Source organism: Paraburkholderia aspalathi, from assembly GCF_905220735.1.
GTDB classification, from domain to species: Bacteria; Pseudomonadota; Gammaproteobacteria; order Burkholderiales; family Burkholderiaceae; genus Paraburkholderia; species Paraburkholderia aspalathi.
The window spans coordinates 2241491-2260352 of record NZ_CAJNBA010000001.1 but is presented as its reverse complement, the minus strand read 5'-3'; the positions used below and the strand labels follow the sequence as shown (position 1 = coordinate 2260352).

The window sequence follows — 18862 nt, the reverse complement described above, 5'->3', positions numbered from 1 at the left end:
TAAGGAATTGACCGATGTATTCAATTAGCACAAAGCACGAGCGACGTTTGCTGTGGCTGCTTGCGCTGACGCAGTTCACCATCATCATGGACTTCATGGTGATGATGCCGCTCGGCCCGCAGATCATGCACTCGTTCAGCATCACACCGGCCGCGTTTGCGACGGCCGTATCAGCGTATTCGTGGTGTTCGGGGCTGTCGGGGCTATTCGCCGCGACTTATATCGACCGCTTCGATCGACGTCGTCTGTTGCTGACGATGTATGCACTGTTCGCGCTGTCGAACCTGGCGTGCGCGTTGGCGAGCAGCTTCCCCCTTCTGCTGGTCGCGCGCGCGTTTGCCGGCATCACGGGGGGCGTGTTGGGCTCGGTGATCATGGCGATTGTCGGCGACGTGATCCCGGTGCAGCGCCGTGGCGCCGCGACGGGCACGATCATGACCGCCTTTTCATTGGCCGCGATTGCCGGCGTGCCGGCTGGGGTGATGCTTGGCGCGCACTTCACCTGGGCAGCACCGTTCTATTTGCTGGTGGTGTTGTCGGTGGCCGTCTGGATTGTGGGGTGGCAACTTGTGCCATCGCTTGCGGAGCATTTGAGTCGTCGCCAGCCGGCGCTCGGCGAGGTGCTGCCTGATTTGTGGCGGCTGCTGAGCAACCCGCGGCATATGAATGCGTTTGCGCTGACTTTCATGATGATGGTCGCGCACATGCTGGTGATCCCCTTCATTTCACCGGTGCTGGTCGCCAATCATGGCGTGGCGCCCGCGCAATTGTCGTGGTTGTATATGGCCGGCGGCGCGGCAACATTCTTCACGTCGCGCCGGGTCGGCCGGCTGGCAGACCGGTTCGGCACGCGGCTCGTATTCCGGATTGCGGCGGTACTCTCGTTTCTGCCCGTCCTGTTCGTGACCCATCTGCCGAACCTGCCGTTCTACGCGCTGGTGATGTTTTTCCCGTTTTTCATGGTGCTGATGTCCGGGCGGATGGTGCCGATGCAGGCACTGCTGACGACCGTGCCGGAGCCTTCCCGCCGGGGTGCCTTTCTTAGCGCCAACAGCGCGCTGCAGGCATTGGGCACGGGGTGCGGCGCATGGATCGGCGGCTTGATGCTGAGCAGTTCGCCCACGGGACAGATCGAAGGATATGGGACCGTCGGATGGGTGGCAGTCGCCGTCGCGTTGATCGGGGTACTTTGGATTTCCCGGGTTCGGGGGGCGCAAAGCACCGTGCCGCCAACAGGTGTATTCAGGGGCGACACGGTAGGAGAAGGTTGACGTTCAAGCGCGCTGACGCAGCCTGAAACATCGCGTCGGCGCGCGCAGCCTTTAGCCTTCTTCAACTCCCAACCCAACCAGCGGATGCGTTTCCCGCTTCCACGGCGAGCTCAGAAAATGCCGGACGCGTTCCGAGCGCACTTCCGCAAGCGTCGCCGGCGCCCAGCGGCTCTTGCGATCCTTGTCGATCAACTGCGCCCTCACGCCTTCGCAGAAATCGCCGTCCTCGATCACCCGCTTGACGATGCCCAGCTCCATCCGGAAACACTCCGCCAAGGTCATCTGCCGGCCGCGCAGGAGCGCCTCGCGCGTGACATACAGCATCGTGGGCGAGTGTCCAACCATCGCGTCATAAGCAGACTGCAGCCACTGTTTCACCTCACGCGCGGGCTCGCGCTCCAGATCGTGACGCAACGTGGCGACGATCCGCTCGATGCTCGAGCGCCGGTCGAAATGCCGCAGGATCAACTGCGTGAACGGCCCCAAAGCAGCATGCGGAATGATGTTGCACGGCGGCTCGAACACGCCGCGCAATGCAGCCATCAAGTCTCCCGCGTGCGACATGCGCTGCAGGCGCTCTTCGAAAGTACCAAGCCACTCGGCCGGCACGCACAAATCAGCCAGTTGCAGGCGCAACGCATCGGCGCCGGATAGTGTCACGCCGGTCAGTCCGACATATAACTCGACCTCCGCCGGCATCACACTCAGGAATCGTGTCGCACCAACGTCGGGCAGGAAGCCGATGCGCGTCTCCGGCATCGCAATCTTGCTGCGTTCCGTGACGATGCGCAGCCGCGCGCCCTGACCGAGCCCCATGCCGCCACCCATCGAGATACCGTCGAGCAAGGCGACCACCGGCTTCGGAAACTTGTGCAACGCGTAGTCGAGCCTGTATTCATCGGCGAAGAACGCAAGCCACCGGCTGTCGCCATTCTTTGCGAGCCGGTACACCTCGCGCACGTCGCCGCCGGCGCAAAAGCCCTTGGCGCCCGCGCCTTTCAGCACGAGTGCAACGATGCCGTCGTCGGTACGGCAATGTTCGACCAGTACGGCAAGCTCGCGCACCATCGCGTGCGATAGCGCATTGAGCACGGCCGGCCGGTTCAGCGTGATGATCGCCACGCGGTTGACGACCCGAAACAGAATTTCGCGCTCCGCTTCGACACCCGTGTCGACCGCGACGCTCTGCAAAGCGCTCATCGATGCGTCTCCTGCCCGGCGTTCGCGGCCGGCTCAGTTTGCGTCACCTGCCAGCGTGGCGCGCGCTTCTCGAGAAACGCATTGACGCCTTCGCGCTGATCGGCGCCGTCGAACAGATCGACAAAGCGCTCCCGCTCCACCGCCAACGCCGCCGCACGCGGCACGCCGTTGCGACCCTGGTGAATCAGCGTCTTGCTGAAGCTGACCGCTTGCGGGCTGAGGCTCGCGACACGCGCCGCCATCGTCAGCGCAGCCTCGCGCGCGGCGCCTTTTTCCACTACTTCTTCGACGAGGCCGATACGCAATGCGGTCGCAGCGTCGACGCGTTCGCCGGTCAGAATCATCCGCTTGGCCCAGCCTTCACCGACCAGCCACGGCAGTGTCTGCGTGCCGCAGCCGCACGGCAGTAAACCCACTGCCGTTTCGGGCAAAGCCATCAACGCGTGTTGCTCGGCGATGCGGATATCACAGGCCAGCGCGCATTCGAGCCCACCGCCCATCGCGTACCCGTTGATCGCGGCGATCACCACCGGTCGCGCTTTCTGCAGAGTCTCGAACGCCGCGCCGAAGCGCGTTGCCGCCGTACGCGCGACTTCGCGATTACCGTCAGCAAACGTATTCAGATCGGCGCCTGCGCTGAAGAACTTCGGGCCGTCGCCCGTGATCACGATGGCCCGCACGCCCGCTTCGCCGTTCAGACGCTCCACTGTCTGCTGCAATAGCAGCAAACCGTCTGGTGTGAACGCGTTCGCGGGCGGTCGTTTGAGCGTCAGCAGCGCGACGGCGCCGTCGTGTGCGTAGTCGAGTTCGATCATTACGCGTCTCCGTCCTTGCTGTCCTTACGATAGAGCTTGATCACCGCCGAGAAGTCCAGGCGTCCCGCGCCCTTCGCGCTCATCGTCTGATAAAGCTGTTGGGCCAAAGCGCCGAGGTACACCGGTTGACGCGCGAATTTCGCGGCGTCGGTGGCGAGGCCCAGGTCCTTCAGCATCAGATCGGTGCCGAAGCCACCAGAATAGCCGCGCGTGGACGGCGCGGTTTCGATCACGCCGGGCATCGGGTTATACGTGTCCGAACTCCAGCAGCGGCCCGTCGAGGTGTTGATGATGCCGCCCAGCACTTTCGCGTCGATGCCGAGCGCCTCTCCCAGCGACATCGCCTCGGCCACGCCCGCCATCGTGATGCCGAGCACGAGGTTGTTGCAGATCTTCGCGACCTGACCGGTGCCGGTGTCGCCGCAATGCACGATGTTCTTGCCCATCGCCGACAACACCGGCTTGACCTGCTCATACACATCCGCACTGCCGCCGACCATGAAGGTCAGCGTGCCTGCCGCCGCGCCGCCGGTGCCGCCCGAGACGGGCGCGTCGACAAAGGTATTGCCGCGTTGCTCGGCCAGTTCGGCAAACGCCTTCACACTCGCCGGATCGATGGTGCTCGAATCGATGATCGTCACGCCTTCCGCGATGCCGGCGAAAACACCGTCATCCGCGATCAGCACGCTGCGCACGTGAGTGGCCGCGGGCAGCATCGTCACCACACATTCGGCGTCGGTCACCGCGGCTTTCGGCGAACTCGCGGCGTTGGCGCCCGCATCGACGAGTGCCTGCACCGCTTGCGCGTTGAGATCGAATACCTTGACCGCGTGGCCCGCCTTCAGCAGGTTGAGCGCCATCGGCGCGCCCATGTTGCCGAGCCCGATAAAGCCTATTTTCATGGTCGTCTCTCCGATAGACTGAATGGCTCAGCGCAGGCTGATGGTCGTGTTGACGCCGTCGTTGACGGTATCGTCGTCGAACCAGCGGGCGGTAACCGTCTTGGTCTGCGTGTAGAACTGCACAACCTGTTTACCGTACGGCCCGAGGTCGCCGAGTTTCGAGCCGCGCGAGCCGGTGAAACTGAAGAACGGCACGGGCACCGGAATCGGAATGTTGATGCCGACCTGACCGATATCGATCTCGCTCTGGAATTTGCGCGCCGCCGCGCCGCTTTGCGTGAAAAGACCCACGCCGTTGCCGAACGGATTGCTGTTGACGAGCGCGATCGCGTCATCGAGCGTGGCGGCATTCAGCACCACCAGCACCGGGCCGAAGATTTCCTGTTTGTAGATTTCCATTTCCGTGGTGACGTCCGTGAACACCGTCGGGCCGATGAAGTTGCCTTGCTCGTAGCCCGGCACCTTCACGTCGCGGCCGTCGAGTGCCAGCGTTGCACCCTCTTTCACGCCCGTTTCGATCAGGCCGAGAATGCGCTGCTTCGCAGCGCGCGAGACGACCGGGCCGACATCCGTGCCCGACTCATTACCCGCGTTGACCTTCAGCGTCTTTGCCTTCGCGACCAGATCGGGCAGCCATTGCTGCGCCGCGCCGACCAGCACGACCACCGAGGTCGCCATGCAACGCTGTCCCGCTGCGCCGAACCCTGCGCCAGCGAGGGCATTCAAGGTCTGCTCGCGATTCGCATCCGGCAGCACCACCGCGTGATTCTTTGCGCCCATCATCGATTGCACGCGTTTGCCGTGTTCGCTGCCGAGGCGATAAACGTGCGTGCCCACCGCCGTCGAGCCGACGAAAGAAATCGCCTTCACCAGATCGTGCGTGCAGAGCGCGTCAACCACGTCCTTGCCGCCATGCACGACATTCAGCACGCCCTTCGGCACACCGGCTTCGAGCGCCAGTTCGACCAGTTGCATCGTCGACAGCGGATCCTGCTCGGACGGCTTCAACACGAACGTATTGCCGCAGACGATCGCCATCGGGAACATCCACAACGGGATCATTGCGGGAAAATTGAACGGCGTGATGCCGGCGCATACACCGATCGGCTGACGCAACGTGTAGGTGTCCACGCCGCCCGCCACGTTCTCGGCGAACTCACCCTGCTGCAAGGTGCCGATCGAGCAGGCATGCTCGACCACTTCGAGTCCGCGGAAGATATCGCCTTCCGCGTCGGGAATCGTCTTGCCCTGTTCGGCGCTCAAGGTCTTGGCGATACGCGGCGAATGCTCGCGAATCAGTGCCTGGAACTTCAGCATGATGCGCATGCGCGCGCCGATCGGCGTGTCCTTCCATGTCTTGAACGCGGTGTGCGCGGAGCGGATCGCTTCGTTCACTTCATCGGCGGTGGCGAACGGCACGCGTGCGAGCACCTCTTGCGTGGCCGGGTTGACGATATCGCGCCATTCGGTGGTTTTGGATTCGACGAATTCACCGTTGATCAGCAGCTTGACGGTGGCGACCTTGTTCGATGCAGTTGCGCTCATGCTGAAACTCCTGTGCGGTGGCCGTGTATCGGCCGGCCAGTGACTGGAAATAAAAATAATCAACGCAGATCCGGGAAGTCCTCTTCCCAATACTCGCCCGGCAGGCGCGCGGGTTCGGCTTCGCGCTCCATTTCGCGACGCCGCAATTCGACGCGACGGATCTTGCCGGAGATGGTTTTCGGTAGCTCGCTGAATTGCAGGCGGCGAATCCGCTTGTACGGTGCGAGTTTTTCGCGCGAGAACGCGAAGACCGCACGCGCGAGTTCGGGGCTCGCTTCATAGCCCTGGCGCACGGTGACAAACGCTTTGGGCACCGCCAGACGCAATGTATCGGCGCTCGGCACCACGGCGGCTTCGCCGATCGCTTCGTGTTCGATCAGCACGCTTTCGAGTTCGAAGGGACTCAGCCGGTAATCGGAGGATTTGAAAACGTCATCGGCGCGGCCGACGTAGACGTAGTAGCCGTCATCACGGCGCAATGCGACGTCGGAGGTGTGGTAGAAGCCGTTGCGCATGGCTTGCGCCGTGGCGTTGGCGTTGTTCGCGTAACCGGTCATCAAACCGAGCGGACGTTCGGCCAGAGGCAGCGAGATTTCGCCTTCAGTGACGGGTTGGTCGTCCGCATCGAGGAGCTCGATTTTGTAGCCCGGCAGCGGACGACCCATCGAACCCGGCACAACCGGTTGCCCCGGCGGGTTGCCGATCTGGCAGGTCGTTTCGGTCTGGCCGAAACCGTCGCGTATCGTGATGCCCCACGCATGCTTGACGCGTTCAATGATCTCCGGATTCAACGGCTCGCCCGCGCCGACGATCTCGCGCAGCTTCACCGGATAGTCCGCGAGATGCTCCTGCACGAGCATGCGCCACACAGTAGGCGGTGCGCACAGCGTGGTGACATTGAAACGCACCAGCACGTCGAGCGTGTCTTTCGGCACGAAGCGCGGAAAGTTGAAAACGAACACGCAGGCCTGCGCATTCCACGGTGCGTAGAAGCAACTCCACGCGTGCTTGGCCCAGCCCGGCGAACTGATGTTCCAATGGATGTCGTTCGGTTGCAGGCCGATCCAATACATCGTCGACAGATGGCCGATCGGGTAGCTCTGATGCGTATGCTCGACCAACTTCGGCTTGGAGGTCGTGCCCGAGGTGAAGTACAGCAGCATCGGATCGGTGGCGTGCGTGACGCCGTCGGGCGTGAATTGCGGCGCTGCGTCATAGGCCGCGGCAAGATCGATCCAGCCGTCGCGCGGCGTGCCAACCGAGATGCGTGTGAGCGGCACGTCGAGTGCGTCGAACTTGGCGAGCTCCGCGCTATCGACCACCACGAACTGCGCGCCGCCGATCTGCACGCGATCGCGCACGTCGTCGGCGGAAAGCTGGGTGGTGGCCGGCAGCACGATCGCGCCGAGCTTCATGGCGGCGAGCATCACGTCCCAGAGTTCGACGCGGTTCGGCAGCATCAGCAGCAAGCGGTCGCCGCGCCCCACGCCGAGACCGCGCAGGAAGTTCGCCATGCGCGACGAGCGCTCCGACATCTGCGCGTAGGAGAGGCGCAGGCCGTCGCTGGCCGGATCGTCGACGATCCACAGCGCCGGGTTGTCGTTGTCGCGCGCGATCACGTCGAAGTAGTCGAGCGCCCAATTGAACTGGCCCGGCGTCGGCCACGCGAATTCGCGGTAGGCGCGGTCGTAGTCGGTTCGATGGCGCAATAACAGGTCGCGCGCTTCGAGAAAGCCCTTCGCTGCAGTCATCGTCGTCTCCAATTCCATGCTGGTGGCGCGGTATGCGCTCTGATTTTTGCCTGTGCATTTGCCCTGCCGGCAGGCTATTTTGCGCTCAAACGCCGTTTAATTTGCGTTTAGACGTGGCGCGCAATAACCATCCGCTGCACTTCGCTGGTTCCTTCGTAAATCTGCGTGATGCGAGCGTCGCGATAGTGGCGTTCCACCGCGTAGTCCTCGAGATAGCCGTAACCGCCGTGAATCTGGATCGCATTCGAACAGATCTCTTCGGCGAGTTCCGACGCAAACAGCTTGGCCTGTGACGCCTCGGACAAACACGGCTTGCCTTCCGTGCGCAGACGCGCCGCGTGGTGCACGAGCAGACGCGCGGCGTTCAGCCGAGTCGCCATGTCGGCGAGCATATTGGCGATGGTTTGGTGCTCCTTCAGCGCCTTGCCGAACTGCACGCGTTCGTTGGCGTAGAGGCGCGCGGCATCGAATGCAGCCCGCGCGATGCCGACTGCCTGCGCCGCGATACCGATGCGCCCGCCCTCGAGATTCGACAATGCAATGCGCAGCCCTTCGCCCGGTTCGCCGAGCAGATTGGCTTCAGGCACCGCGCAATCGTCGAACGAGATCGGGCAGGTGTCCGAGGCGCGAATGCCGAGCTTGTGCTCGGGCTTGCCGACGTTGAAGCCCGGCGTATCGGTCGGCACGATGAAGGCTGACAGGCCGCGCTTGCCGCGGTCAGGATCGGTGACGGCAAACACGATCGCGATGTTCGCGCGTGCCCCGTTGGTCACGAACTGCTTGTTGCCGTTGAGAATCCATTTGCCGTCGCGCAGCACCGCACGGGTGCGCAGATTGTTCGCCTCAGAGCCGGCTTGCGGCTCGGTCAGGCAGAACGCGCCGATGCGCCGGCCCGTGGCGAGGTCTTGCAGATAGCGGTCCTTTTGCGCGTCCGTGCCGAAGTTCAGAATCGGCCCGCAGCCGACCGAGTTGTGCACGCTCATCAGCGTGGCGCAGGCGGCGCAGCCCGCGGCGATCTCCTCGAGGGCGAGCGCATAGGCCACGTAGTCCGTATAGGAACCACCCCACTCGGACGGCACGATCATCCCAAGAAAGCCCAGCTCACCCATTTGCGTCACGACTTCAGAGGGCAGTTTCGCGTCGCGATCCCACTGTCCGGCGTAGGGCGCGAGACGTTCGGTGGCGAAGTCGCGGGCGGCGTCGCGGATCATCCGCTGTTCGTCGGTGTAGAAGCTATCCATGGCTCGATCCTGTTGTATGCATCGCGTCGCAGCGACGAGGCGCTGCTCGTCATTTGCGGCTCATCGCGGGGGGATGACCGGCTTCGCCGTTGTGTCTCCGGGGCGAGGCGTCCCGCGATGGGTTCAGGCCAAGTGTAGGGAAGCTACTGGACAGGTTCGATGCTCAGCCCGATCATTCTGACTGAGCGCATTTGCCATACCGGTATCATACAAACCCGATTCCAACCGCGTTTTCAAAGCCTTAGCGAAGCGCGCCAAGGAAAATGTTGAGCGCATTTGCCAGATAACCATGAAAAACGTGAAAAACGCCAGGGACGACAAGGGCACGATTTCCGTCAGTCTCGTCGAGGAGGCCCTGACGCTGGCGCGAGCGCGCGGGTTCGAGGCGCTGCCGCTCGCCGAAGCCGCCGGCATCGCGGCAACCATGCTGGCGTCGCCGAAAAGCCGGGTCTCGTCGGCGCAGTACGGCGCCCTGTGGGCCGGCATCGCCCGCGCGCTGGACGACGAGTTCTTCGGCCAGGACTCGCACCGCATGAAGAGCGGCAGTTTCATCGCAATGACGCAGACGGCACTGAGCGCGCGCAACGGCGCGCAGGCGCTCGCGCGGGCGATCGGCTTCATGCGGCTCGTGCTGGACGACCTCGGCGCAGAGATCGAAACGGATGCGCGGCGCGTGCGCTTGCGGTTTGTCGAACGCGAAGGTGCAAGACCGCCCGCCATGTTCGCTTATGCGACCTACTTCATCGTGGTTTATGGCCTGCTGTGCTGGCTGGTCGGGCGGCGCATTCCGCTGATCGAGGCGCGCTTTCGCTGCGCCGAACCGCCCGCCGCGCATGAATACCGTCTGATGTTCTGCGACGACATGGCGTTCGATCAAACCGAGTCATACGTCGATCTATCGCCGGCGTTTCTCGAACTGCCGGTGATCCAGACCACGAAGTCGGTCAAGCCGTTCTTGCGCGACGCGCCCGGCAGCTTCATCGTCAAGTACCGCAATCCCGGCTCGCTTGCGGCGCGCGTGCGCAAGATGCTGCGCGCGCTGCCGATGGCCGGCTGGCCGGCCGCCGACCAGATGGCGCTGCGCCTGCACGTCGCCGAAGCGACCATGCGGCGGCGTTTGAAACAGGAAGGCTATACCTATCAGTCGATCAAGGACGACTTGCGGCGTGACATCGCAATCGGCGAACTGCAGGACACCGATCGCACGATCGCCGACATCGCCACCGCCGTGGGTTTTGCCGAACCGAGCGCGTTTCATCGCGCGTTTCGCAAGTGGACCGGGATGCGGCCGACCGACTACCGGCCGGCGCGCGCGGATTTCACGCGCCGCGCGGAATCGGACTAAGCTGTAAGGAGCAGGCCAGCCTTTTTGGGGTATCGGCCCGCGCCGGCCGATACCCATCGGCAGGGCGCGGCAGCCGTCAGCGATGAGCACGTATCCGCGCCTCCCGTTCCGGCAGTCTGGTCCGCGCTTTGCGCATATCCGTGGCGGAGTCGTGGGCCGGTTGATGCGCGGCATGACCGCGTTCGGCGCCCTGTTGGCGCTCGGGTTTGCATTGTGCGAAAACGCGCCGCGGGTTGGAGTCGCCGAGGCCGCCGTCGCGCCGAATAGCGTTGTCGTGATCCCAGTGAACGGCGCGATCAGTCCGGCCAGCGCCGACTTCATCGTGCGCAGCCTGCAGCGCGCCGCCGACGAACGCGCGCAACTCGCCGTGCTGCAACTCGATACGCCCGGCGGACTCGATACGTCGATGCGGCAGATCATCAAGGCGATTCTCGGCTCGCCGGTGCCGGTCGCGACCTTTATCGCCCCGAGTGGCGCGCGAGCGGCGAGCGCAGGTACCTATATCGTCTACGCCAGCCATATTGCGGCGATGGCGCCGGGCACCAATCTCGGTGCGGCTACGCCGATTCAGATGGGTATCGGTGGCGCGGAGCCGCCTGCGGGCGGCGGCGGGATGCCCGGTTTGCCCGGCACTGGAGGCGGCGCCGGCGCGCCAAAGAACGCGCCCGGAACGCAGGCCTCTGGGGATTCGGCGAACCCGGCGTCGCCAGCGAACTCTGCCAACTCAGCGAGTGCCGGCAACTCCGCCAGCGCCGCCCTCCCACTCGACACCCAATCCACCGAACTGCGCAAGCAGGTCCACGACGCGGCCGCCTACATCCGCGGCCTCGCGCAAATGCGCGGACGCAACGCCGACTGGGCCGAGCGCGCCGTACGCGAAGCCGTCAGCCTGTCGGCCAGCGAAGCGCTCGCGCAGCACGTGGTCGATCTGAATGCGCGCGACATTCCCGACCTGCTGCGCCAGGTGGACGGCCGCACGATCAACACCAGCCACGGCGACGTCAAACTCAGCACCGCCAACGCGCCGGTGGTCACGCTAGAAGCCGACTGGCGCAGCCAGTTTCTCGCGGTCATCACCGATCCGAACGTCGCGCTGGTTCTTCTGATGATCGGCATGTACGGCCTCTTCTTCGAGTTCGCCAATCCCGGCTTCGTGCTGCCGGGCGTTGTCGGCGCGATCAGTCTGCTGATGGGACTCTTTGCGATGCAGATGCTGCCCGTCAATTACGTCGGACTCGGCCTGATCTTTCTCGGCATCGCATTCCTGATCGGCGAGGCGTTTCTGCCGACCTTCGGCTCGCTCGGCTTCGGCGGCGTAGTCGCGTTCGTGATCGGCGCGCTGATGTTGATCGATACCGACGTGCCCGGTTACGGCATTCCGCTGCCCCTGATCGCGGCCGTGACGGTGTTCAGCGTCGCGTTCGTATTCGGCGTGTCGAGGCTCGCGCTGCGGGCGCGCCGCCGGCCCGTGGTGACAGGCTCGGAAGGACTGATCGGCAGCCTCGGCGTCGTGCTCGACGGCGGCTTGTCGCCGGAGGCTGGTCCGCTGCAGGGTGACGCAACTGCCGACGCGGCAGCGGACGGCACGCTGGCCGGCTGGGCTCAGATACATGGTGAACGCTGGCGGGTGTCCAGCACGGCCCCGGTCGCGGCCGGTCACGCGGTGCGCGTCACGGCGCGCCGCGGACTGACACTGACCGTGGTGCCCGCGGAAGCACAACAACAAGGAGAACGCTCATGATCGGTTTCACATTCGGCTTCAGCAGCATTCTGATTCTGCTGGTGGCCGCACTGATTGCATCATCGATACGGATTTTTCGTGAGTACGAACGCGGCGTGGTGTTCATGCTCGGGCGCTTCTGGAAGGTCAAGGGACCGGGACTCGTGCTGATCATCCCGATCGTGCAGCAGGTGGTGCGCATGGATCTGCGCACCGTCGTGTTCGACGTGCCGCCGCAAGACGTGATTACGCGCGACAACGTGTCGGTGAAGGTCAACGCGGTGGTGTATTTCCGCGTCGTCGATCCGGAAAAGGCGGTGATCCAGGTGGCGCGTTATTTCGAGGCGACCAGCCAGTTATCGCAAACCACACTGCGCGCGGTGCTCGGCAAACACGAACTCGATGACCTGCTGGCGGCGCGCGAGCAACTGAACGCCGATATCCAGAAGGTGCTCGATGCACAAACCGACGCGTGGGGCATCAAGGTGGCGATCGTCGAGATCAAGCACGTGGACATCAACGAAACGATGATCCGTGCGATCGCACGTCAGGCCGAAGCCGAGCGCGAACGGCGCGCCAAGGTGATTCACGCAGAAGGCGAATTGCAGGCCTCACAGCATCTGCTGGAGGCAGCGCAGACGCTGTCGAAACAACCGCAGGCGATGCAGTTGCGTTACCTGCAAACTCTCACGACGATCGCCGCCGACAAGAATTCGACGATCGTTTTTCCACTGCCGATCGATCTGCTGAGCGCGGTGCTGGATCGCTTCAGCAAGCCGTCGGCATCCTGAACCGGGGGCGCGCCGCTTCGCGTTTGCCCGCTTTGGATCACGGGGTGAAATGGTGCATTGCCTGCAATCGACTTACTCGGAATGACCATGAAATTTAAAATTTAGGGGTTGTTTTTAACCGCTCCATAGGAGCCAATCATGAAAATCGTCTCTCTCGTTGGACTCGGCGCGTTGTTAGCCGCCGTGAGCATGAGCAGCGCGTTTGCGCAGACCTCGCGGCCTTACGACCCGTCGACGCCGCTAACGCGCGCCCAGGTGAAAGCCGATCTGGCAGCCTGGCGCGCCGCCGGCTACGATCCGCTCGACTGGATCGACTATCCGGACAACGCGCAACGCGCGGGTCGCATCGTCGCCGCGCGGCGAGCGCAGCAGATGGGTGGGAGCACGGCGCAGTAATCCGTCTCATCCTGGCCTTGAAGCGGCGGGCCGGACTGTTCGCGACTGCAAAGGTCGTAGGCGGCGCCGGCCTTGGATGCTCTGCACATCCCTGCTAGAACTGCCTGCCGCGCCCTTTCCCCTCCTGCGCTTTCTTCCTGCAGTTTTAGCCCGAATCGTTCCAATTCACTCCTCCCCACCAGATTCCGCCTGTCCCCACGCCCCCGCAAGCCCACCGTTTCCAGCCGCAACATCGTAAATTCGCTTGCCGCACCGCCCCGCGCGCTGGCAAGGTATCATCTCGCCCCTTCGGCACAGCCCACAGTCATGCAACTCACGCAACTCACGCAAACCGGTGCGCCGCCAATCATGACTACAATCCGCCCGTAGGCTTCGCCGCATAGTGCATCGGTGCCGTGTCGGACGGCACAGTCGCCCGCTTATTCGCGACGCATTGCCCGTATCAACCACAAGAAACGCTTTTGAACAACGAGAGACCCGCCTCATGGACTCCATAAAACGATACTTCGGCTTCGAAGCCGCCGGCACCAACCTGCGCACCGAGGTGCTCGCTGGGCTGACCACCTTCCTGACGATGGCCTACATCATCTTCGTCAACCCGGCGATTCTCGGCGACGCCGGCATGCCGAAGGACGCGGTGTTCGTCGCGACCTGCATCGTGGCCGCGCTCGCCTCGCTGATCATGGGTCTCTACGCCAACTACCCGATTGCGCTCGCGCCCGGCATGGGTCTGAATGCGTACTTCGCGTACACCGTCGTGAAAGGCATGGGCTTCACGTGGCAAGCGGCGCTCGGCGCGGTATTCATCTCTGGCTGCCTGTTCATGATCGTCACGCTGTTTCGCGTGCGCGAGGTGATCGTGAACGGGATTCCGCATTCCATACGCATTGCCATCACCGGCGGCATCGGCCTCTTTCTCGCGATCATTTCGCTGAAGTCGGCCGGTGTGGTTGTCGGCAATCCGGCCACGCTCGTCACGCTCGGCGATCTGCATAACCCGCACGTGATCCTCGCGGTGATCGGCTTCTTCGCGATCGTCACGCTCGACTATCTGCGGGTGCGCGGCGCGATCCTGATCGGCATTGTCGGCGTGACGGTGCTGAGCTTTTTCTTCGGCGGCAATCAGTTTCACGGCATCGTCTCCGCGCCGCCGTCGATCGCACCAACGCTGTTCCAACTCGACATTCGCGGCGCGCTCTCCGGCGGCGTGCTGAACGTGATCCTGGTGTTTTTCCTCGTCGAACTGTTCGACGCGACCGGCACGCTGATGGGCGTGGCCAATCGCGCCGGGCTGCTGGTCGAAGGCAAGATGTTCCGGCTGAACCGCGCACTGCTCGCTGACAGCACGGCGATTCTGGCCGGCTCGATGCTGGGCACCTCGTCGACCACGGCGTATATCGAAAGCGCGTCGGGCGTGCAGGCCGGCGGCCGCACGGGCGTGACCGCGATCACCGTCGCCGTGCTGTTCCTCGCGGCGCTGTTTTTTGCGCCGCTGGCGGGCGTGGTGCCCGGCTACGCAACGGCGCCGGCCCTGTTGTACGTGTCCTGCCTGATGCTGCGCGAAATGCTCGACCTGCCGTGGGACGACGCGACCGAAGTCGTGCCGGCCGCCCTGACCGCACTGTTGATGCCCTTCACTTACTCGATCGCCAATGGCGTCGCGTTCGGTTTCATCTCGTATGCCGGTCTGAAACTGCTGACCGGGCAGGCGCGCAAAGTGAAACTGGTGGTGTGGATCATCGCGGCGATTTTCCTGTTCCGCTATTTCTACCTCGGCAGCGAATAAGCTGTGGCGGCAATTGACGTGAAGGCGCGGGAGTGAAAGCGCAGCGGCATCGTCGCCGCGTCGGTCACGGTTCGGTCTGGATCAACAATCATTTTATTGATGGAGCCCGTTCTGGTCGGGCACCCTTTATCATCTGATGATTGATAAAAACCAACGAACCGGTCACGGGAGTTCCCTGCATGTCTTCTTACAGCCACAGCCGCGCCACGGACCGTTATACATCGCCCGCCATCTTTTTCCACTGGGCGATCTTTCTGCTGATCGCGCTCGCTTATCTGGCAATCGAAATCCGCGGACCGAAAGGCTCCGACAGCCGGGTCTTCTGGAGCAGCGTGCATTTCTGGGCCGGTACCCTCGTGCTGGGACTGGCGGTCCTGCGCGTGCTATGGCGTCTGTGGGCCCGCGCGCCCGCGGAAATCGAAGGCAATCGCCTGCTCGCCTTTCTGGCGCGGGCTGCACATCTCGCCCTGTACATTTTTATCTTCGCGCAGCCGCTGCTGGGCATCCTGATGATCAACACAGGCGGCCATCCAGTCACGCTCGCCTGGGCCAACTTCAGCTTCACATTGGTCGGCGCGGATCCGCTTGCGCGGCCATTGCTCAAGACAGCGCATGAGTGGCTCGGCAATGCGTTTTACTGGGTAATCGGATTGCATGCGCTTGCGGCGATTGCGCATCACGTGGTGTTCAAGGATCGGACGCTGCGGCGGATGGTTTGATCGGTTTCGGGTCTTCGGCGCTTGCGTTCGCCGTATCTGGGACTGACAGCCGCGCAAGTACAGGCCTGGGCGGCGCAAATGGCCGCGGCCAGTTGTGTATCCGTTGAGGTACGGACGCCGCGCCTGGGTTTGCGTCTCGTGTTGCTCTTGCGCGGCTGATTCTGCTTTTCTGTTCTACCCGCTAATTGCGGCTTACTTTTGGGCTGATTTCCGCGCTCTTTTCCGGGCTGACGCCGGACAAGCGCGGATTCGCTCAGTTGCGCCAGTTCGCCTCATAGAAGCGCACGTAGCCGCTTCTCAGCACCAGGCATTGCGCTCGCGTTTCCGATAGCAAGCGCCGTGTGGCCGCTTCGATCCGGGCCCGGTGTGCGTCGAATGCATCGACCATGTCCTCCAGACGCGGCGATGCGGCACCAAAGTGATCTTCCAGCGCCTCAGCGGTGATCATGCACTCCACCCTTTGCCCATCAACCATCGCCGGGAACGCCAAGGTAAGTTCGCGACCTGAATATTCAGGAGTTTCGTTCGGGAATAGGATCTGCATGGGAGTTCACCTGAAAGGTTGGGTGCTGCGCATGGGTCGATTGGTACTGCGCACGCTGGTTAAGACTGGTCGCACCTGCAGCGCGTGTCCCCCTTTTCGAATGCTGATGGCGCGGGTCCGTCACCCCATAGTTTCGCGAGCGCCGTACTTCGCGCCCCGCGGAGGTGATTTGATTCACTGTAGACGAGTTCGGCCACTGCGCAAGTTTTCCTTTTTGTTTGCTTGATTTTGGTGCCTGACGTGGTCTTTTGAGGCACTTTTTCTCTCCCGCGCGACCTGGTTTTATTCATGCTGCGCGGCTTTCGCCAGGCTCCTGTTTCGTCCTGTAATATCGGTGTTCGGCCGCAGACGCGTATGTTGCACTGCGGAACGCAACGGCGGGCAACGCACCCGCCGGGTCCGATAACCGGAGACATGCTTTGAGCCATCGTTCTGCCACGCCGCCCACCGTTGGTCGGCCAGACGTCATCGCGCAAGCTCATGCCCGCTCGCTCGAAGTCGGCCTGCGAGCGTCGGAAACGCCGGACTTCCATCCGCTGCGCCGCCCCGCCCTGCGTGAACTCCTCGAACGAAACCAGTCGCTCTATACCCACGCGCTCCCCGTCATGGAGACGCTGCACGCGCAGATCGTCGACACGCAAAGCATGGTGCTGCTCACCGACAATCACGGCGTGATTCTCCACAGTCTCGGTGATAGCGACTTTGTCGAAAAAGCCAATCGCGTCGCGTTGTGCCCGGGCGTGTCATGGGCCGAAGCGGATCGCGGCACGAACGCGATCGGCACCGCCCTGATCGACGGGCAGCCGACTGTCGTGCATGCCGGCGAGCACTTCCTCCATGCGAACCGGATTCTCACCTGTTCGTGCGCGCCCATCGCCGATCCGTTCGGGCGCACCATCGGCGCGCTCGACGTCAGTGGCGACACACGCGGCTTCCACAAGCACACGCTTGCGCTCGTGCGGATGTCGGCGCAGATGATCGAAAATCATCTGTTCTCCAATCAATTCGTCGATGCCATTCGCATTCACTTTCACGCGCGTGCGGAATTTATCGGCACACTGTATGAAGGGCTCGCAGCGTTCGCGCCGGACGGCACCTTCCTGTCCGCGAATCGCAGCGCACTGTTTCAATTCGGGCAGCCGCTTGGCGAGCTGTTACGGCAACCGTTCGACGCGCTGTTCGGGATCACCTTTGCGAGAGTGTTGCAGCAGATCGCCCGCGCACCAGGCGAAAGCATCGAGCTGACGCTGCCGAGCGGCGTGCGTGTGATCGCACGCGGCGAATTTGCGGCGCCACGTTATGTTGGTTCATCAGAAGGCCTTGCTGACGTAACGCGTACGGCCATGTCCAGCGGCGCGCGTGCTGCGGCTCAGTCCTGCGAGGTGGCACCGCTCGCCACACTTGAAACGCTCGATACCGGCGATGCGGCGGTCGCGGCGATCCTGCGACGAGTCGCAAAGCTGCGCGGACGCGATATTCCCATTCTCGTGCTCGGCAAAACCGGTACCGGCAAGGAATGGCTCGCCCGCGCGATCCATCACGATTCGCCGCGGCGGCATGCGCCCTTCGTCGCACTGAATTGCGCATCGTTGCCCGACACGCTGATCGAGGCAGAGTTGTTCGGCTATGAAGACGGCGCGTTCACCGGCGCGAAGAAACGCGGCAGCGTCGGCAAGATCGTGCAGGCCGATGGCGGGACGCTGTTTCTCGACGAAATCGGCGACATGCCGCTCGCCCAGCAAGTGCGCCTGATGCGCGTGTTGCAGGAGCGCACCGTTGTGCCGCTGGGCGGCACGCGGGCGATACCGGTCGATCTGCGCATTGTCTGCGCAACTCACCGCAACCTGCGCGAGATGATCGAAGCCGGCACCTTCCGCGAAGACCTGTATTACCGGATCAACGGGCTCGTCGTCACTTTGCCGGCGCTGCGCGAGCGCAGCGATCTGGCGAGGCTCGTCGAACGCATGCTGGCATTGCAGCCGGATGGCGAGCGGTTACCGCGTCGCGTGTCCGATGAGGTGCTGGAACGCTTTGCGCAATGCCGCTGGCCAGGTAATCTGCGGCAATTGGCCAACGTGCTGCGCACCGCCAGCATCATGGCCGAAGGCGCGCAGCAGATCGAACTCGAGGATTTGCCGGAAGATTTTCTGCAGGATTGCGAGGCTTCGCCGGTCGACGTCCACGCCGAGGCGCACGAGGCGCTGTCAGGCAACAGCAATGGTGGCGACGGCAGCAACGGACGCGACAAGCCAGCAGCCGAGCCCGCGAATGCGTCGCCCGCGCGGATGGAGGAATGGCAGACCACATTGATTGCGCAAACGCTCGCGCGACTCGACGGTAATGTGTCGGCAGCGGCACGCGAGTTGGGGCTTGCGCGAAATACGGTGTATCGGTATCTGCGGCGTGGAAACACGACGCATTGAAATGGCGGCGCCGGAGCCTGGGCGTTTGGTGTGAACGTGTAAAGTGTGGCGCAATCCGTCACCGATTCACACGATGTCCGACTCTACCCGCCCACCTCTCGTTCGTGTCGAGCCGCTCGGCCAAAGCTTCGAAGCGCCCGATTCGCTGACGATCCTTGAAGCCGCCGGCTTTGCGAATCTGCGTCTGCCGCGCTCGTGCCGCAACGGCACATGCCGCACCTGCCTATGCAAAATGACGTCGGGACGCGTGCGCTACACGATCGAATGGCCGGGTCTTAGCCGGGAAGAGAAAGCGGAAGGCTACATCCTGCCGTGTGTGGCGATCGCGGAAACGGACGTGGTGATCGAGGCGCCGGACGCGGTCGAAATCTAGCAGCGCGAGGACGGTGCCCGGCACCGCCCGCATCGCATTC

Annotated in this window: 16 protein-coding genes; 9 read left to right on the top strand and 7 right to left on the bottom strand. The window is 63.3% G+C overall.

The window, feature by feature from the left end; all coding sequences use genetic code 11:
- Positions 1–14: 14 nt before the first annotated feature.
- Complete coding sequence (locus KHO30_RS10025; protein WP_211700738.1) at positions 15–1271, top strand: MFS transporter; 1257 nt, start codon at positions 15–17, stop codon at positions 1269–1271.
- Between the two features lie 51 nt (positions 1272–1322).
- Here KHO30_RS10025 and KHO30_RS10020 read toward each other — a convergent pair whose 3' ends face one another.
- The 6 genes from KHO30_RS10020 to KHO30_RS09995 form a co-directional block, all read right to left on the bottom strand.
- Complete coding sequence (locus KHO30_RS10020; RefSeq protein ID WP_211700737.1) at positions 1323–2471, bottom strand: enoyl-CoA hydratase/isomerase family protein; 1149 nt, start codon at positions 2469–2471, stop codon at positions 1323–1325.
- Complete coding sequence (locus tag KHO30_RS10015; RefSeq protein WP_211700736.1) at positions 2468–3286, bottom strand: enoyl-CoA hydratase; 819 nt, start codon at positions 3284–3286, stop codon at positions 2468–2470. The genes KHO30_RS10020 and KHO30_RS10015 overlap by 4 nt, the downstream gene beginning before the upstream one ends.
- Positions 3286–4188, bottom strand: coding sequence for a 3-hydroxyisobutyrate dehydrogenase (gene mmsB, locus KHO30_RS10010; protein ID WP_211700735.1), 903 nt, complete (start codon positions 4186–4188; stop codon positions 3286–3288). Before mmsB ends, KHO30_RS10015 begins: the two co-directional genes overlap by 1 nt.
- A gap of 27 nt (positions 4189–4215) precedes the next feature.
- Positions 4216–5733 carry a CoA-acylating methylmalonate-semialdehyde dehydrogenase gene (locus KHO30_RS10005; RefSeq protein ID WP_200621619.1) on the bottom strand — a complete coding sequence of 506 codons (1518 nt, stop codon included), beginning with the start codon at positions 5731–5733 and terminating at the stop codon, positions 4216–4218.
- Positions 5734–5792: 59 nt separating this feature from the next.
- Positions 5793–7484: an AMP-binding protein gene (locus KHO30_RS10000; protein WP_211700734.1), complete on the bottom strand. Its 1692-nt coding sequence runs from the start codon at positions 7482–7484 to the stop codon at positions 5793–5795.
- A gap of 107 nt (positions 7485–7591) precedes the next feature.
- Positions 7592–8725 carry an acyl-CoA dehydrogenase gene (locus tag KHO30_RS09995; RefSeq protein ID WP_093635962.1) on the bottom strand — a complete coding sequence of 378 codons (1134 nt, stop codon included), beginning with the start codon at positions 8723–8725 and terminating at the stop codon, positions 7592–7594.
- A gap of 289 nt (positions 8726–9014) precedes the next feature.
- On the opposite strand from KHO30_RS09995, the gene KHO30_RS09990 reads away from it, so the two are divergent.
- From KHO30_RS09990 to KHO30_RS09965, 6 genes are all read left to right on the top strand, one after another.
- Positions 9015–10070, top strand: coding sequence for an AraC family transcriptional regulator (locus KHO30_RS09990; RefSeq protein ID WP_093635964.1), 1056 nt, complete (start codon positions 9015–9017; stop codon positions 10068–10070).
- Between the two features lie 82 nt (positions 10071–10152).
- Positions 10153–11811: an NfeD family protein gene (locus KHO30_RS09985; protein WP_211700733.1), complete on the top strand. Its 1659-nt coding sequence runs from the start codon at positions 10153–10155 to the stop codon at positions 11809–11811.
- Positions 11808–12581, top strand: a complete 774-nt coding sequence (locus tag KHO30_RS09980; protein WP_054036028.1) for a slipin family protein — start codon at positions 11808–11810, stop codon at positions 12579–12581. The genes KHO30_RS09985 and KHO30_RS09980 overlap by 4 nt, the downstream gene beginning before the upstream one ends.
- A gap of 138 nt (positions 12582–12719) precedes the next feature.
- Positions 12720–12977 carry a DUF4148 domain-containing protein gene (locus KHO30_RS09975; RefSeq protein ID WP_093635970.1) on the top strand — a complete coding sequence of 86 codons (258 nt, stop codon included), beginning with the start codon at positions 12720–12722 and terminating at the stop codon, positions 12975–12977.
- A gap of 484 nt (positions 12978–13461) precedes the next feature.
- Entirely contained in the window at positions 13462–14763 is a 1302-nt protein-coding gene (locus KHO30_RS09970; RefSeq protein ID WP_093635973.1) for an NCS2 family permease, read from the top strand.
- Positions 14764–14942: 179 nt separating this feature from the next.
- On the top strand, positions 14943–15482 hold the full coding sequence (locus tag KHO30_RS09965; protein ID WP_093635975.1) for a cytochrome b: 540 nt from the start codon (positions 14943–14945) through the stop codon (positions 15480–15482).
- A gap of 253 nt (positions 15483–15735) precedes the next feature.
- On the opposite strand, the gene KHO30_RS09960 is transcribed toward KHO30_RS09965, so the two are convergent.
- Positions 15736–16026 carry a DUF1488 family protein gene (locus KHO30_RS09960; protein WP_074287282.1) on the bottom strand — a complete coding sequence of 97 codons (291 nt, stop codon included), beginning with the start codon at positions 16024–16026 and terminating at the stop codon, positions 15736–15738.
- 419 nt (positions 16027–16445) lie between these two features.
- Between KHO30_RS09960 and KHO30_RS09955 the strand changes: the two genes are divergently transcribed.
- Both KHO30_RS09955 and KHO30_RS09950 read left to right on the top strand, forming a co-directional pair.
- Positions 16446–18449, top strand: a complete 2004-nt coding sequence (locus KHO30_RS09955) for a sigma-54-dependent Fis family transcriptional regulator (RefSeq protein ID WP_211700732.1) — start codon at positions 16446–16448, stop codon at positions 18447–18449.
- 73 nt (positions 18450–18522) lie between these two features.
- Positions 18523–18822: a 2Fe-2S iron-sulfur cluster-binding protein gene (locus KHO30_RS09950; protein ID WP_200620575.1), complete on the top strand. Its 300-nt coding sequence runs from the start codon at positions 18523–18525 to the stop codon at positions 18820–18822.
- Positions 18823–18862: the final 40 nt, after the last annotated feature.

Bases quoted from the DNA above. Each gene is read 5' to 3' on its own strand.
- KHO30_RS10025 (WP_211700738.1), top strand. From the start codon at position 15: ATGTATTCAATTAGCACAAAGCACGAGCGACGTTTGCTGTGGCTGCTT.
- KHO30_RS10020 (WP_211700737.1), bottom strand. From the start codon at position 2,471: ATGAGCGCTTTGCAGAGCGTCGCGGTCGACACGGGTGTCGAAGCGGAG.
- KHO30_RS10015 (WP_211700736.1), bottom strand. From the start codon at position 3,286: ATGATCGAACTCGACTACGCACACGACGGCGCCGTCGCGCTGCTGACG.
- mmsB (WP_211700735.1), bottom strand. From the start codon at position 4,188: ATGAAAATAGGCTTTATCGGGCTCGGCAACATGGGCGCGCCGATGGCG.
- KHO30_RS10005 (WP_200621619.1), bottom strand. From the start codon at position 5,733: ATGAGCGCAACTGCATCGAACAAGGTCGCCACCGTCAAGCTGCTGATC.
- KHO30_RS10000 (WP_211700734.1), bottom strand. From the start codon at position 7,484: ATGACTGCAGCGAAGGGCTTTCTCGAAGCGCGCGACCTGTTATTGCGC.
- KHO30_RS09995 (WP_093635962.1), bottom strand. From the start codon at position 8,725: ATGGATAGCTTCTACACCGACGAACAGCGGATGATCCGCGACGCCGCC.
- KHO30_RS09990 (WP_093635964.1), top strand. From the start codon at position 9,015: ATGAAAAACGTGAAAAACGCCAGGGACGACAAGGGCACGATTTCCGTC.
- KHO30_RS09985 (WP_211700733.1), top strand. From the start codon at position 10,153: ATGAGCACGTATCCGCGCCTCCCGTTCCGGCAGTCTGGTCCGCGCTTT.
- KHO30_RS09980 (WP_054036028.1), top strand. From the start codon at position 11,808: ATGATCGGTTTCACATTCGGCTTCAGCAGCATTCTGATTCTGCTGGTG.
- KHO30_RS09975 (WP_093635970.1), top strand. From the start codon at position 12,720: ATGAAAATCGTCTCTCTCGTTGGACTCGGCGCGTTGTTAGCCGCCGTG.
- KHO30_RS09970 (WP_093635973.1), top strand. From the start codon at position 13,462: ATGGACTCCATAAAACGATACTTCGGCTTCGAAGCCGCCGGCACCAAC.
- KHO30_RS09965 (WP_093635975.1), top strand. From the start codon at position 14,943: ATGTCTTCTTACAGCCACAGCCGCGCCACGGACCGTTATACATCGCCC.
- KHO30_RS09960 (WP_074287282.1), bottom strand. From the start codon at position 16,026: ATGCAGATCCTATTCCCGAACGAAACTCCTGAATATTCAGGTCGCGAA.
- KHO30_RS09950 (WP_200620575.1), top strand. From the start codon at position 18,523: ATGTCCGACTCTACCCGCCCACCTCTCGTTCGTGTCGAGCCGCTCGGC.